General features: G+C 58.8%; 14 protein-coding genes, 1 tRNA gene and 1 pseudogene. 5 read left to right on the top strand and 11 right to left on the bottom strand.

What is annotated here, in order from left to right; genetic code table 11:
• Window positions 1-115 precede the first annotated feature (115 nt).
• Both ABHV46_RS00915 and ABHV46_RS00910 read right to left on the bottom strand, forming a co-directional pair.
• Window positions 116-256: pseudogene (locus ABHV46_RS00915) on the bottom strand (type II toxin-antitoxin system RelE family toxin); the annotation flags it as partial.
• Window positions 253-513 carry a type II toxin-antitoxin system RelB/DinJ family antitoxin gene (locus tag ABHV46_RS00910; protein WP_438384485.1) on the bottom strand — a complete coding sequence of 87 codons (261 nt, stop codon included), beginning with the start codon at window positions 511-513 and terminating at the stop codon, window positions 253-255. The gene ABHV46_RS00910 and the pseudogene ABHV46_RS00915, both read right to left, overlap by 4 nt.
• Window positions 514-1,179: 666 nt before the next feature.
• Here ABHV46_RS00910 and ABHV46_RS00905 point away from each other — a divergent pair.
• From ABHV46_RS00905 to ABHV46_RS00895, 3 genes are read left to right on the top strand one after another with little or no spacing between them, the layout of a single operon-like run.
• Window positions 1,180-1,470: a hypothetical protein gene (locus tag ABHV46_RS00905; protein WP_438382318.1), complete on the top strand. Its 291-nt coding sequence runs from the start codon at window positions 1,180-1,182 to the stop codon at window positions 1,468-1,470.
• Window positions 1,436-4,561, top strand: coding sequence for an HsdM family class I SAM-dependent methyltransferase (locus ABHV46_RS00900; RefSeq protein ID WP_438384483.1), 3,126 nt, complete (start codon window positions 1,436-1,438; stop codon window positions 4,559-4,561). Before ABHV46_RS00905 ends, ABHV46_RS00900 begins: the two co-directional genes overlap by 35 nt.
• Window positions 4,558-5,271, top strand: coding sequence for a hypothetical protein (locus ABHV46_RS00895; protein ID WP_438382317.1), 714 nt, complete (start codon window positions 4,558-4,560; stop codon window positions 5,269-5,271). Before ABHV46_RS00900 ends, ABHV46_RS00895 begins: the two co-directional genes overlap by 4 nt.
• Before the next feature lie 515 nt (window positions 5,272-5,786).
• Here the strand turns inward: ABHV46_RS00895 and ABHV46_RS00890 are convergent.
• From ABHV46_RS00890 to hisB, 9 genes are all read right to left on the bottom strand, one after another.
• A complete protein-coding gene (locus tag ABHV46_RS00890; RefSeq protein WP_438382316.1) occupies window positions 5,787-6,914 on the bottom strand; it encodes a tyrosine-type recombinase/integrase in 1,128 nt (375 codons plus the stop codon).
• Between the two features lie 129 nt (window positions 6,915-7,043).
• Window positions 7,044-7,119: transfer RNA gene (locus ABHV46_RS00885), tRNA-Glu, on the bottom strand.
• 45 nt (window positions 7,120-7,164) lie between these two features.
• Window positions 7,165-7,554, bottom strand: a complete 390-nt coding sequence (locus ABHV46_RS00880) for a histidine triad nucleotide-binding protein (RefSeq protein ID WP_336945319.1) — start codon at window positions 7,552-7,554, stop codon at window positions 7,165-7,167.
• A 3-nt stretch (window positions 7,555-7,557) separates the two neighbouring features.
• Complete coding sequence (locus tag ABHV46_RS00875; protein WP_336945321.1) at window positions 7,558-8,058, bottom strand: phosphoribosyl-ATP diphosphatase; 501 nt, start codon at window positions 8,056-8,058, stop codon at window positions 7,558-7,560.
• A gap of 42 nt (window positions 8,059-8,100) precedes the next feature.
• Window positions 8,101-8,862 carry an imidazole glycerol phosphate synthase subunit HisF gene (hisF, locus tag ABHV46_RS00870; protein ID WP_438382315.1) on the bottom strand — a complete coding sequence of 254 codons (762 nt, stop codon included), beginning with the start codon at window positions 8,860-8,862 and terminating at the stop codon, window positions 8,101-8,103.
• On the bottom strand, window positions 8,862-10,151 hold the full coding sequence (hisA, locus tag ABHV46_RS00865; RefSeq protein WP_336945703.1) for a 1-(5-phosphoribosyl)-5-[(5-phosphoribosylamino)methylideneamino]imidazole-4-carboxamide isomerase: 1,290 nt from the start codon (window positions 10,149-10,151) through the stop codon (window positions 8,862-8,864). Before hisA ends, hisF begins: the two co-directional genes overlap by 1 nt.
• 41 nt (window positions 10,152-10,192) lie before the next feature.
• Window positions 10,193-10,834, bottom strand: a complete 642-nt coding sequence (gene hisH / locus ABHV46_RS00860; protein WP_438382314.1) for an imidazole glycerol phosphate synthase subunit HisH — start codon at window positions 10,832-10,834, stop codon at window positions 10,193-10,195.
• A complete protein-coding gene (locus tag ABHV46_RS00855) occupies window positions 10,831-11,178 on the bottom strand; it encodes a hypothetical protein (RefSeq protein WP_438382313.1) in 348 nt (115 codons plus the stop codon). The genes hisH and ABHV46_RS00855 overlap by 4 nt, the downstream gene beginning before the upstream one ends.
• Window positions 11,175-11,771, bottom strand: coding sequence for an imidazoleglycerol-phosphate dehydratase HisB (gene hisB / locus ABHV46_RS00850; RefSeq protein ID WP_336945325.1), 597 nt, complete (start codon window positions 11,769-11,771; stop codon window positions 11,175-11,177). The genes ABHV46_RS00855 and hisB overlap by 4 nt, the downstream gene beginning before the upstream one ends.
• Before the next feature lie 78 nt (window positions 11,772-11,849).
• On the opposite strand from hisB, the gene ABHV46_RS00845 reads away from it, so the two are divergent.
• Window positions 11,850-12,458, top strand: a complete 609-nt coding sequence (locus tag ABHV46_RS00845) for a nitroreductase family protein (RefSeq protein ID WP_438382312.1) — start codon at window positions 11,850-11,852, stop codon at window positions 12,456-12,458.
• Window positions 12,455-13,663: a 5-demethoxyubiquinol-8 5-hydroxylase UbiM gene (gene ubiM / locus ABHV46_RS00840; RefSeq protein ID WP_438382311.1), complete on the top strand. Its 1,209-nt coding sequence runs from the start codon at window positions 12,455-12,457 to the stop codon at window positions 13,661-13,663. Before ABHV46_RS00845 ends, ubiM begins: the two co-directional genes overlap by 4 nt.
• Window positions 13,664-13,669 lie beyond the last annotated feature (6 nt).

Below are 13,669 nucleotides of genomic sequence, written 5' to 3'. Positions count from 1 at the left end.
GGGATTTCAATCGCTTCTGAGGCTCTTCTCATAGCTCAATAATCGGACCGGGATTGGAACGCGACACCACCAGGGTCAAGTTGCGGCTGGCTCGACTGATCGCGACGTAGAGCAGTCGGCGAAGCTCGTTTCCTGGAGAGTGAGGATGCCAGATCAGCTTTTCCAGCTTCTTTTCGAATTGCTTCCGCACACTGCCGTCAAGAGCATCCCACTCCCTGAGCGCTCTATCGTCGAATTCAAGACAATACTCCTTCATTCGTGATGACGGCTCTTGAGCTCTGCAAAAGTTATACGATGCTTTCGGGCACGGTTTTTGAGACGTTCACGCACAATCTCGATAAGCTGCGCATCCTCGTCTGTGACGAGTGTGCGCTTGACCGGAGAGCGGCCCGTTTCAGCAATATATGTGAGGGTATCGCGAAGTGCGTCAGAAAGCGAAATGCCTTGAACAGACAGCTTCTCAACAGCAGCTGCCTTCAGTTTCTCATCTACCCGGAATGTAACGGCAGAAATACTATGCCTCCTTATGTGTATGGACAAACGTATCACGTTTATTCATGCGAATGAAGCAGAAGATGACTGATGCTGATGTCCGCTCCGAGGAAACCAGATCGGCCGTTTAAACGGCAGAAAAGTAGGCGGAAGCTGACATCCGACCTTGAGCGCAGCCGTATGGGAAGACGGATCATTAGCGCAGCATCGAAGCTGCCCCGCTAAGGCACGCTTTTTTGTCCGTCCACTGCGGATTTGGGTCGATCACACCTACTTCCGATAATTAAAGCTATCCGAAGTAGGTCACCGCATAGGAAGACATACCGGAACTCATCATCCGGGATGGGGTGGGGAACGGAATGTCGGTTGTCGGATGAAAATGATTGAATGCTGCCATTTGCAGCGTCCACGCTCATGATAGATACCGACCAATTCGAGCCGTTGCATTGCGCTCGCGTTAATGGCCGCTTCTGCTGGGAACCCGCCATCCCTATCGCATTGAGCGGTTCTACAGCAGCGCGCCTCAATCTCGGTCATTCAGCCTGCTGATCGACACGCGGATAGCTGCCTCTCGGTCGATTGCACCAACGTCAATCGAGCCCCTGTTGCGCGCTTGTACCAATTTGCGTTGCCGCACATGATTTAATGTGAGAGTATACATTAAAATATGTGGGCGAGGCTTGGGCGGTGAGCTATGACGCATTCTTGCGTGAGCTGGCAAAGGCTGGTCTGAGCATCAGGAAATTTGCCGAGCTTATTGAGATGAACCCTAATTCTGTTTCCAACTATGCGCGGCTCGGCGAAGTGCCCGACAAGCTCGCGATCATTGCCGCGCTGGTCGCCGAAATGAGTGCGCAGAGCCTCGATTATCGCGCAGTGATCTCGCGGCTAGAGCTCAGCGCAAAGAAACCGCGCGGCGGGGCACGGGTGGGCCATTTTGGCGGTGACCGCCAAGTTCCTCTGGATCTTGGGCAATGAATCGCAAACGCATCCGGGCTGCGATCGCGGGCGCGAATTGCATATGGTCGCGCCGATGACCCCGTTGATGGACAACCTGACCGAGTTCGGTGCCGATGGTGACAATCTGCACCTGTTCGACCAGGCGGCGCCCTCTCTCCTCGCATATACTACTATTCTCGCTGCGCGCGCCACAGACGCGGACATGCGTCTCGTCGAGGCAGTCTATGAGTGGGGCGAGACCCCGCTGATGTACTTGGTCGACGGCACGCGCCTGGATGCGGAGCCGAGCCGCATCGAGCGTGTCCGGCGAATTCTGGCGATGCGAGGGGATGCCCCCTACTTGGGCGTGATCCAACCCGGCCGGCTCGACGTCTTCCGAATTGCGCTCGACAATCATCCGTTGTCGAAAGTCCGTATCAAGGTCGGCACACCGGATGAACGCTGGTCGACCTTCGCCCGACTTGGGAATCTTCGTCCTAGTGCAAAGCTTCAGGATCGCACCTGGATCAGCGGTGTCATCCTGCGACTGCTGGATCAGGCGATCTCGGCGCTCATAACACAAGCCGGTTTAACCGGCGAAGACGCCATCTCGCTCGTCGGCCGTGCGCTCTTCCTACGGTTTCTTGCCGATCGGAATTTGCTCCCCGCGTCGTCGGAGATCCTCGCCGAGAACCCTGAGATCGCGGCGGTTCCGCTGGCGGAGTACGAGCTTCTAGACCGACCGGAACTCATCACTCTGTCGTGCGGCTGGCTGGATCGGACCTTCAACGGTGATCTGCTACCTCTTTCCAGCGGTGCGATCACGCGACTGACGCCGCAAACCTGCTTTGTCCTTGGGAACATCCTGCGTCGCGCGGACGGGGGACAGTTGGCGCTGGGATGGAAAGAAGATTGGGGACAGCTCGACTTCTCGCATATCCCGGTCGGCGTCCTGAGTCAGGCCTACGAATATTATTTGCGGAAGCACGCGCCCGACCAGCAGGAAGTCGAGGGTGGTTTCTACACGCCACATCCAATTGCTAATCTCATGGTGTCGGCCGCTTTCCGCGGATTGGCCGTCAACGGAGATCCCGCGCACGCGCGCATTCTTGACCCAGCCTCGGGTGCGGGTGTCTTTCTGCTGGCATCCTTCCGCGAACTCGTTGCCGCGCGCTGGCGCGTCGATGGCAAACGCCCCGGAACTCCCGAATTGCGCGAGATACTGTACGGCCAAATCCGCGGCTTTGACGTCAACGAGGCGGCACTGCGTTTTTCGGCACTCGGTCTCTACCTTCTATCGATTGAGCTCGATCCGGATCCGCGACCAGTCGACAAGCTCCACTTTACGGACCTGCGCGGAAAGGTGCTGTTCCGTCCGGTCAGCGCGGAAGATGACCAACGGCCCGACTCCAGGCCGCTCGGCAGCCTCGGTCCACTGATCGGCACCGAGCACGACGGTCGATATGACCTCGTCATCGGGAACCCCCCATGGTCCAGCGCGACCGGTCTGGAGCATTGGTCGGACGTGCTGAGCGAGGTTCATGCCATAGCGCGTCAGAGACTGGGAGAAGATGCGGTCGCTCCTCCACTCCCGAATGCCGTACTCGACCTTCCGTTCGTCTGGCGCGCGATGCGGTGGGCGAAACCGGATGCGCAAATCGTGTTGGCACTTCATGCCCGGCTGCTCTTCCAGCAAGGCGACGGTATGCCTCAGGCGCGGCAGAGCATCATCGATGCACTCGACGTAACGTCTATCATCAACGGATCCGAGGTGCGTCAGTCGCGAGTCTGGCCGAGTATCGCGGCACCATTCTGCATCCTGCTCGCTGTCAATCGCCCGGCCCATGCCGCATCAGGCTTCCGAATGATCACGCCGCGGTTGGAACTGGGCTTTAATGACGCCGGTATGATGCGGGTCGATGCTGGTAACGCTCATATCGTCCGGCCCGACGACGTCCGCGGCCGTCCCGAAACGCTTAAGATCCTGTTTCGGGGGTCCGAAGCCGATCTCTCATTGATTGATCGCATGCGCCTCGGAGCCTTTACTCGACTCGGGCGCTATTGGCGTGGGCTCGGCGAGGCCGGGCTGGCGCACGGTAATGGCTATCAGCAGTTGCGACCGAGCAGTCGCAAGGTCGATGGTGTGATCGTTGGCCAGGATGCCCGCCATCTGCAGGGCCAACCAAATCTAGATGCGAGCGTGAGGGTCGGGACACTCGTCGATGTCGCCACGCTCCCACCCTTCACCGCCGATAGGCTGCACCGTGTGCGAAACAGTGCAATTTATGACGGACCAGTCCTTCTCATCCATCAATCACCGCCCGTCCTGACCAAACGCCTTGCCGTGGCGGTGTGTGACGATCCGCTGGTCTACAATGAAAGTTGGTACGGGTTCAGTGCGGCCTGCGCCGATAACGGAGAATTACTGACCCGTTATCTAGCACTGGTGCTGGGAAGCCAAATCACGCTGTGGATACTGCTCGTCACCAGCGGAAAGTTTGGATTCGAACGCGAAGTTGTCGAGAAGGCTATTCTCGAAGAGGTCGCGATCCTGCCTCTCGAGCATCTCGATGCAAATCAGCGCAACGACGTCGTCAGATTGTTTGCGCAACTCGAGGGCGAAGGTGCGAGCGCATGGCCCGATATCGACGCTTGGGTGGCTACGCTTTACGGACTGGGTGAGCGTGATCTCGCAGTAATTGCCGACACGCTCGAATATCATCTGCCTTATAAGGAGCATCGCGAGAAGGCAGAGGCCGAGCCGTCCCCGCCCCAGATCGCACTGTTCAGCGAGGCGCTTGAGGACGAACTCGGCGCCTTTGCCGCTCGCTTCGACCGGAAAGTCAAAGTCTCTTTGCGCGAAGGCCTCAACGCCTCTCCCTGGCGTGCTCTTGATATTTGCGTCGCCGGGAAAAGGGAGCGGGAGCTTCCGCGCGGTGTGTTGACCGAGAGCAACCTCCACCTGACCATCGTCGCTGATCGCGTCGGCGCGTCCGAGATCGTGGTCGATGAAGGGCCGAGGCAACTGTGCCTCATGCTGCTCGCACAGGGCCGCTACTGGAGCAAAACCCAAGCTCGCTTGTGCGCCCAGAGGCTCGTATGGTCACGTGCGGGACTATTCAAGGCATGAGCAGCCTAGCCCTTGCCGTCCGGCACGATCATCTTTCCGAGCTGACACGTGGACAAGAACTTCCGCTTCCCGCGCTCGACAGCTTGCACATCGAGATCATCCTTGCATTGCTTCAGCGCGCCTATAACGAATTGAAGATCGACCTGCCGCACGCTGTGGCAACCGGTGACGAGAAGCACGTCACTGGTCTTATGGTCGATCGACTCAACCATCTTGTCGGTGCTGATCCCGTCGCGAGTTTGCTGATCCGTGCGGTCTCCAGAGGGGCTGAAACAAAGAACTACGATGCGACGCGCTTTGAAATGCGTCCCGACATTCAAATTTCACTCACGGGCCGGCAACATCTCTTTCCTCTAATCGTCGAGTGCAAGCTGCTCGACACCCCAAACAGGAAGACGGTCGATCTTTATTGTCACGACGGTCTGGCTCGGTTTTCAACCGGCGACTATGCGTGGACTAACCGGGAAGCTTTGATGATGGCTTATGTCCGGGACGGGGCCACGATCTCCAGCCACCTCCATCCGTATCTCGACGTGGCTTCAAAAAGAACCCCGGCGGAGTATGCGGTTGTTTCACTACCAGGCAGATGCGCACCGTCTCTGCCCGATGCCGCAATTTCGGATCACGGCCGCTACTTCACCTACGTGCATGGCAGCCACGTCGGGAAAGCCCCCGGCGATATCCGGGTTTGGCATCTTTGGGTCAGGTAGGGTGGGCAGATCTCTCCGGACGCAACGCCGATTACGCGCCCTTTAGCTGAGTCATGTCGGGGTATCGCGGCTCGCTGGCAGAAGGTCAGGTAATTGCTTCCAGCGCGGGCAACGGCCGCTTTCGCCATCCTTCCGCCAAAGAGTCGCCAGACCGTTCACGGCCCAGCCTCGCTCGTGCAATGAGCCGATGTGGCTGAGCACGCAAATGTCTGTTCGTGTCGGGAAGCCGACATTTGGCGAACAGGGCCGGAATAACAGGTTTGTCCCAATCGCGGTCTATGGTGGCTCGCCTGACAATGTCGGCTTTCGGGCAGCCACCGTCACCACTTCGACGCCTGACATGAGGCGAGAGCTGACATCCTTCATTGAGCGCGGCCGTATAGGCAGGGAGATGATCTGCGCCGCATCGAAAGCGTGCCTCAGAGGCAGGCTTTCCGGCCATCCGCTGCCGTTTTCCGCCCATCATACCTACTTCCGATAATCAAAATTATCGGAAGTAGGTATGGAGGAGGAGGTCATGCCTGTTCGACAAATGTCCGCTCATTAGCCTCAATCTTATCTGCAAGTTCCTGCATTATGGGCTGGTAGTAACGGTCGAGCGATTTCAGATCGCGATGTCCGGTGACCCGCATCAGATCAAGCGGGTTCGCGAGATAGCGCGCGAGACGCGATGTCGCCTCATGGCGAAGATCATGAAAGGTGAGGTTGGTCAGGCCTGCCCGCCTGGTCATCCGGCCAAAGCGGACGGAGAACGCCTTCTCATTGCCGATATCGAAGATCTTCTCGTGTGGCTCAGGCCTGTAAGGCATCTGCTTGAGTTTCTCAACGAGAAGGCGCCGTGCACCAGGCGTAAGAGGACGCTTCTCGGGGCCGAGTTCCACCCGGTGTCGCTCGCTCTTCACTCGGGTAAGCGACAGCGTGCGGCTACGGAAATCGATGTCTTTCCAGCAGAGAGAAACGGACTCAGATAAACGACAGGCTTGTTCGATCGACCATTTGACAAGCCATACATCGTCAGCATGCTTAGAGGCCGAAACAACGTCTACTAGGCGGTCATACTCACTCTGGTGATTGTTGTCATTGTCTAGCATGGCCAATCGCCTGTTACGCTTCCTGTCAGCGCCTTGCGGCCGTTTAACAACCCTGCCGGAGGCATGATTGACCGTATGGATATCCCACTCACTGATCGCGTGCTGGACGATGCTGGCGAGGAGATTGAGCCGCTTGACCACGGTCGCTGGCGCATAGCCATCCGCAAGCATACGATCACGAAAGGCCCGAACGTCAGCGGGCTGCCATTTACTCACCATGACATTGACGACAGGGTCATCGAGCAGGGCAGGGATGTGGCCAGTGCGGTCCGCCTGACGATGGGCCATGCATTCGTCGCGATAGCGTTCCACCAGTCTTCTGAGAGGTGTCTTGTCGAGGGACGACGTGTCCTTGAACTGGCGGAGATCGACCTCGGCGCGCTTTTCAGTGAGCCAGCGACGAGCCAGAGCTGAGGATGCGAAGGTCTTTCTCAGGCGTTTGCCATCGACCATCTTGCGGGCCTGATACTGACCCGCGCCTCGGTACCATACGCCCTTGGGCAGTGGTTTACCTGTGGCCGGATCGATGCCTGATCTTTCTGATTCGCTCATGCGAAGCCCCTGATACCAAAGAGCCATATTTTCCTGATTGGCTCAGGAATGGCTCAAAATCAACACTCTGGTAAATCAGGATTTTGCTCTTTACCCATTGGATCCCGCAGAAAACTGCGAAAAATCAAATGGCGTCCCATAGGGGATTCGAACCCCTGTTGCCGCCGTGAGAGGGCGGTGTCCTAGGCCTCTAGACGAATGGGACGAGGCGAGGTGCGTTCTATGATATTCATAAGCACCCGGCAAGAGCTTATTCGGAAGTTTTTTTAATTAGTTTTCCACTGAGCTTCGCACCGGCCAGGAGGTGCACATGATAATGGGGCACTTCCTGGCCGGCATCGGGGCCCGTGTTCGTGATGAGGCGATAACCCGAATGCGATAGGCCGAGACTTTCAGCGACCTTGGTCACCGCCCTTGCCAGACCCGCAATTTCTGCGTCACTCGCGGACGCCCCGAAATCGGCTGAGGACACATAGGCGCCCTTAGGGATGATCAGTACATGGATCGGGGCCTGAGGCGCTATATCAGGGAAGGCGAGGGCATAATCGTCTTCGTAAACGATCTGAACAGGAATCTCGCGGCGCAAGATCTTGGCGAAAATATTGCTCGTGTCGTAGGGTAGATGCAGGTCAACGGTCATCGCTCAGGCCCCCTCTTCTGCCGGACGTGAGGCTTTTTCTTCCACCCCACTCATTGCCTCGCGGCGGCGCAGCTCCTGCCAGACTTCCTGAGGGGTCACACCCGCATCGACCCACATGACAATCAGATGATACAGCACGTCGGCGCTCTCGCTGACCAGTTCGGACTGCTTGCCAGCGACAGCCTCAATCAGGCACTCGACAGCTTCTTCACCAAATTTCTGGGCAATCTTCTTCCGGCCGCGGGAGAGAAGACGGGCAGAGTGGCTCAAGGCAGGGTTGGTGCCACGGCGTGATTCCACTGTCTCAAAAAGGCGATCAAGCACCTGGGCGTCCACCGTATGGCTTTCGATAGCCTCAAGCTTGACCGCGCCTTTCTTGCCCGGAGACTTTTTTGCAGGCGATTTCTTCGCTGCGGCAGCCTTGGTCTCCGACCGCTTGGCGCCGCCTTTCTTGCCCGCGCCTCCCTCAGTCTTGCGTGTCGTGCGTTTCGTTGCCAGCGCCATGATCGTAATCCGCCTCTAATTCCGAATAATAAGCTTGTGTCGTCAGTTGCCCGCCCGCACCGGCAGGCCTGCATCCTCGAGCGCCGCCTTGACGCCCGCTATACCAAATGTGCCGAAATGGAAGACGCTGGCGGCCAGAAGCCCACTGGCTCCCGCTTTTGCTCCCTCGACAAAATGCTCGAGCGCGCCGACACCGCCCGAGGCAACAACGGGAATGGTAATCTCGCCGCAGACGCGTCGCAGAAGATCAAGATCGAAACCCTTGCCCGTGCCATCGCGATCCATACTGGTCAGAAGAATTTCGCCAGCACCACGCGCCTGCGCTTCCTTCGCCCAAGCGACCGCATCAATGCCGGTCGGCTGTCTGCCGCCCTTGGTATAGACTTCCCAGCCTCCCTTGCCGTCTGAGCGTGCGTCGATGGCCACCACCACACATTGACTACCGAAACGATTGGCTGACTCGTTGATCAGATCGGGATTGACGACTGCCGCAGAGTTGACCGCACATTTGTCAGCACCAGCAAGCAGGAGGCGCCGCATATCTTCCGGCGCGCGAACGCCACCGCCCACAGTTAGCGGGAGGAAGACCCGTTCCGCCGTACGGCGCACGACGTCATAGATGGTGTCGCGATTTTCAACACTCGCGGTAATGTCAAGAAAGGTCAGTTCGTCCGCGCCAGCCGCGTCGTACACGATGGCCTGCTCGACAGGATCGCCCGCGTCACGCAGCGAAACGAAATTCACCCCTTTGACGACGCGCCCGTCCTTGACGTCCAGACAGGGGATGACTCTCAGTTTGAGCATCAGGCCCCCTCAAGAATGCTAAGCGCTTCGGCCAGAGATACACGACCGTCATAAAGCGCACGACCAACGATAACCCCCTCAAGCCCCGGCACATCCTGTGCGACCTGACGGAAATCGCGCAGATGCTGCGCCGAACCGACACCGCCGCTTGCGATAACGGGAATGGAAAGCCTGCGCGCCAGATCGGCTGTCTGATCGAGATCCAGCCCTTCGAGCATACCATCGCGTGTAATCTCGGTAAAAATCACAGCAGCGACGCCAACATCCTGCATACGCAGCGCCAGGTCGCGCGCATTAAGCTCCGAAACTTCCGCCCAGCCTTCTGTCGCAACACGCCCCTGCCTCGCGTCGATACCCGCCACGATGCGCCCGGGAAAGGCCCTGCAAGCCTCACGCACCAGCTCCGGGTTCTTGACGGCTACGGAACCGAGAATGACGCGATCGAGCCCGGCTTCGAGCCAGCGCGCAATGCCGGCCATATCTCGGATGCCGCCGCCCAGCTGAACCGGCAGATCGGTCGCCGCGATAATGGCCTCGACCGCCGCGCCATTTGCCGAGCGCCCGGCAAAGGCGCCGTTGAGATCGACCACATGAAGGCGCGAACAGCCAGCTCGAGCGAATTCGAGCGCCTGCGCGGCCGGATTGTCCGAGTAAACTGTCGCGTCATCCATCTCACCGCGACGCAGGCGGACGCAGGCGCCATCCTTGAGGTCGATCGCGGGATACAGGGTCAGGTGACGGTTCTGCTTTGCGTCGGTGGTCGCCACGCTGCTCTCCTTTTCAGTGTTTTTCTTGTGTCGCGCCGCTGCGCCAACCTGATCAAGGATCTTGGTCATGAATAGACCCTTGATCGTGCCTTCATGACCACGCGCGTAATAGGGATGTGTGCCCCAATGCTCGAAACCCAGCGAGCGGAACATGGCCAGGGCCGAAGATTGTGTTTCCGGCACTTCACAGTTCAAAACGCGACAGCCCATGGCGCGTGCCGCTGCAATCACGGCATCGGCCAGAACGAAGCCAAGGCCGCGCCCGCGCATATAGGGCGCGACGAAATACCCCCGGATCTGCGCCGTCTGAGCCTGGGCCTCGTTATTGCGCGAAGGCCGCAAAAGCTGGGCACAGCCCTGAATTTGTCCACTCTCGTCGCGAACGACGAAGAACCTGGTTTCCGGCACGAGCAAGAGCCCGTTGAAATGTCGTTCAAGCACGGCCCGTCCGGGCGGCGTCAGCCAACCGAGACCGCCTCCGTCGATAATGGCCGCTGTCGTGATTTCGCACAGCGCCGCCATATCGGTATCATCGATGCGCGAGAGACGCTCCGCGATGCGTGTCACGGCGTCCAGCTCAGAAAATTAGCCATGATCGTCAACCCGGTTTTCTGGCTTTTCTCGACGTGAAACTGCGTGCCACAGCGGTTACCGCGCGCCACGATAGCGGGCACGGCGCCACCATATCCCGCAGTCGCTACGATATCGGACTCGTCCCAACCCGTCAGCGCGTAGGAATGAACGAAATAGCCGTGGTCACCCTTTTCGAGCCCTGCCGTCAGGTGATGGGCTCCCGGCTCGAATTCGAGCACGTTCCATCCCATATGCGGCAAGCGCAGGCCAGCTTCCAGCGCGAAATCCATTCTTGAGATCTCGCCTTTTATCCAGCCCAGCCCCGGCGTGCGCCCGTGTTCAAGCCCCCATTCGGCCATGAGCTGCATACCGACGCAGATACCCAGAAAAGGCGTACCACGGTCCGTCGCCTCGACAAGCGCCTCGCGCAAACCGCCGTCAAGGCCAGACGCGCAATGCGCAAACGCGCCCTGACCGGGAAGAATGATGTGATCTGCACCCAGTACCGCCTCAGGGTCTCCACTGATGACGACTTCCGCAGCGAGCCCTTTCTCGGCGACGACGTGGCGCGCTGTCTGCGCTGCGGAGGCAAGATTGCCACCGTCATAATCGATAACGACGATTTTTCTCATGACGAGACCTGCATCCTGTCCGAGAAGCGCAGCTGAGCATCGGCTTCAGAACGACCGAGCCAAAGCCCTTCGGAGACGCTGCCCTTCAGCCTTTTTTCCCAGCCAATCACTTCCGCACCGAAAAGAGCCAGAGCGAGATTGACGCCCCAGGCCGCAAGCCAGCCATAGGGGCCGGCGAAGTGAACGAGTATCAAATTGAGGCAGGCAGACAGCGCAAAGGAGATCCAGCACCGCGTGAGCAGCAGACCTATCGGCCCCAATATCATGAGGCGCCAGTAAAATCCCTGACGCACCATAGCCGGGACAACATCATTCGGCGTGCGGTATGCCTGATAATAATTCACAGAACCCCCTTGGTCGAAGGCACGCTTCCCGCCACACGCGGATCGAGCGCGACAGCCATGCGCAATGCGCGGGCAAAGGCCTTGAAGCCACTTTCGGCGATGTGATGCGCGTTACGACCGGCCTTGCAGGTGACATGCAGCGCGATGGACGACGCCATGGCGAAAGCGCGATAGAACTCCTCGAAGAGATCCGTATCCATTTCGCCGATACGCTCACGCACGAAGCTGACATTCCATGCCAGATAGGGGCGCCCGGAAATATCAACCACGACTTCGCACAGTGCCTCATCGAGGGGCACGAGAGCATGGCCGAAACGGGTAATGCCACGCTTGTCACCCAATGCCTGGGCAAAGGCCTTGCCTAGCGCAATACCGATATCCTCGACCGTGTGATGGCCATCGACATGCAGGTCACCATGGCAGCGCACTTCGAGATCGAATCCAGCATGCTTTGCCAGAGCGGTCAGCATGTGATCGAAAAAGCCGATCCCGCTATCGAGTTCGGCTTGCCCGCTGCCATCCAGATTGATGGAAACGGAGATATCGGTCTCACCGGTCTTGCGGTGAATGCGGGACTGTCGGGCGTCTGTCATGCTCTCTTCCATAAACTATTCGGAGCGATTACGCGATGGCCTCTTGGCGAGAGGAAGGGAACTTGCCATCTATCGCCCATGAGCAGCGCGCACCCATCTCCCTCCGCCCTTGACGTCCTGCTGAGCAGGGCCTCAACCGATCATCTCAGCGCCCCTGCGCCAGACAAGGCGCAGATCGCCCGTATTCTTTCGGCGGGACTGAGGGCGCCTGATCACGGCAAAATAAGGCCGTGGCGCTATATCGTGATCAAGGGCAAGCATCGCGCCGAATTTGCCGAACAGGTCGTCAAGGCCATGATTTCTGCCGACCCGGAAGTGCCCGAGAAGAAGATCGCAAAGCGCCGTCAGCGTTTCTCGGAAATGCCTATGACCATCGCACTCGTCATGGCGCTCGATCCCGAAAGCAAAATTCCGATTCAGGAGCAGGAACTCTCTGTCGGCGCGGGCGCCATGAATGTGCTCAATGCGCTGCATGCCGAGGGGTTCGGCGGATTCTGGGTATCGAGCGATTTCGCCGGTCAGCCATGTTTCCGCGACGCGCTCGGCTTGAGCGATGCTCAGCGCCTTGCCGGTTTCCTTTTCGTCGGCACCCCTGACAAGCCGGTTCAGGGCAGCAAACGCCCCGATATCGAGGATTTTATGGGTCTCTATAAGGGCGAGCCGGTCAAATTCGGGGCAGATCAGTGACAGACCAGTACGACGTTACCATTGCGGGTGCAGGACCTGCAGGTCTTGCCTGCGCCCTTTCCCTTGCAGAAAATGGCTGGCGAGTGGCCGTCATCGACCCTGCGCCAGAGGCCGTTCTCGCCTCTCCGTCATTCGACGGACGTGAGATTGCCCTGACGCATCATTCTCGCGACTGGCTGGAACAGAACGATGCCTGGCGCCACATTCCAACCGGGTGCGTTTCTCCTCTCAAGACAGCACGGATCGAAACCGGTCAGGAAGCGTCAGGCAACAAATCGGCAGCGCTGCTATTCAAGGCGCCTCAGGATGCCTCGGATGCGCTCGGTTATCTCGTGCCCAACCATCTCATCCGCACGGCCCTGTATGAAACCGTTCGTGAAAAACGGGGCGTCACGCTTCTGGCGGGCAACGGGGTTGTCGCCAGCTCGGGCAATCGTAATGAAGCGACCACGCTTCTCGATGATGGCAGGCTGATCCGCTCCAGCCTGCTCGTTGCCGCAGATGGCCGCTTTTCCCGTATCCGCCAGATGCGCGGCATCGGGGCGATCGTGCATGATTTCGGCAAGGAGATCCTCGTCTGCCGCATGCGCCACCCGGAACCGCATGACGGTGTCGCTCTTCAGTGGTTCGATGAGGGCCAGACCATCGCCCTGCTTCCAGTGGCCGATGACGATCAGCCTGGGCATCTCTGCTCTCTCGTGTTGACGCTTGACCCTGAGGAAATTGCGATACTCAAGACGATGGACAAAACGGCGTTTGATGCCGACATCACGCGTCGCACGCAAAGCAGACTGGGCAGCATGAGCCTTGAGAGCGCGCGATGCACGTACCCGCTGAAAACCGTCTTCGCCCATCGCTTCGAGACCACGCGCCTGGCGCTGATCGGTGATGCGGCAGTGGGTATGCACCCGATCACTGCCCACGGATTTAATCTGGGGCTGAGAGGGCAGGAGATTCTGTGTGAGGAAATCGCTCGGGGTGAGGGCGATCCTGGTGCGGCAAGTGTGCTGCGCAGTTTTGAAAAGCGTCATCGACGCGCAACGGCGCCTCTTTTTGCCGCGACCAACGGGATCGCATCGCTCTACACCCATGATGCAAGGCCCTCACTGGCTCTTCGCAAGGCAGGGCTGGCGATTGCCGAGAGACTGACACCGCTCAAATCGCTCGTGACCGGCTTCCTGATGGATCGCGATCACGCCGCCTGAAACTGC

Origin of the sequence: Asaia sp. BMEF1 (assembly GCF_051628905.1) — a bacterium.
Taxonomy (GTDB): Bacteria; Pseudomonadota; Alphaproteobacteria; order Acetobacterales; family Acetobacteraceae; genus Asaia.
This window is presented reverse-complemented; position numbering and strand designations above follow the sequence as displayed.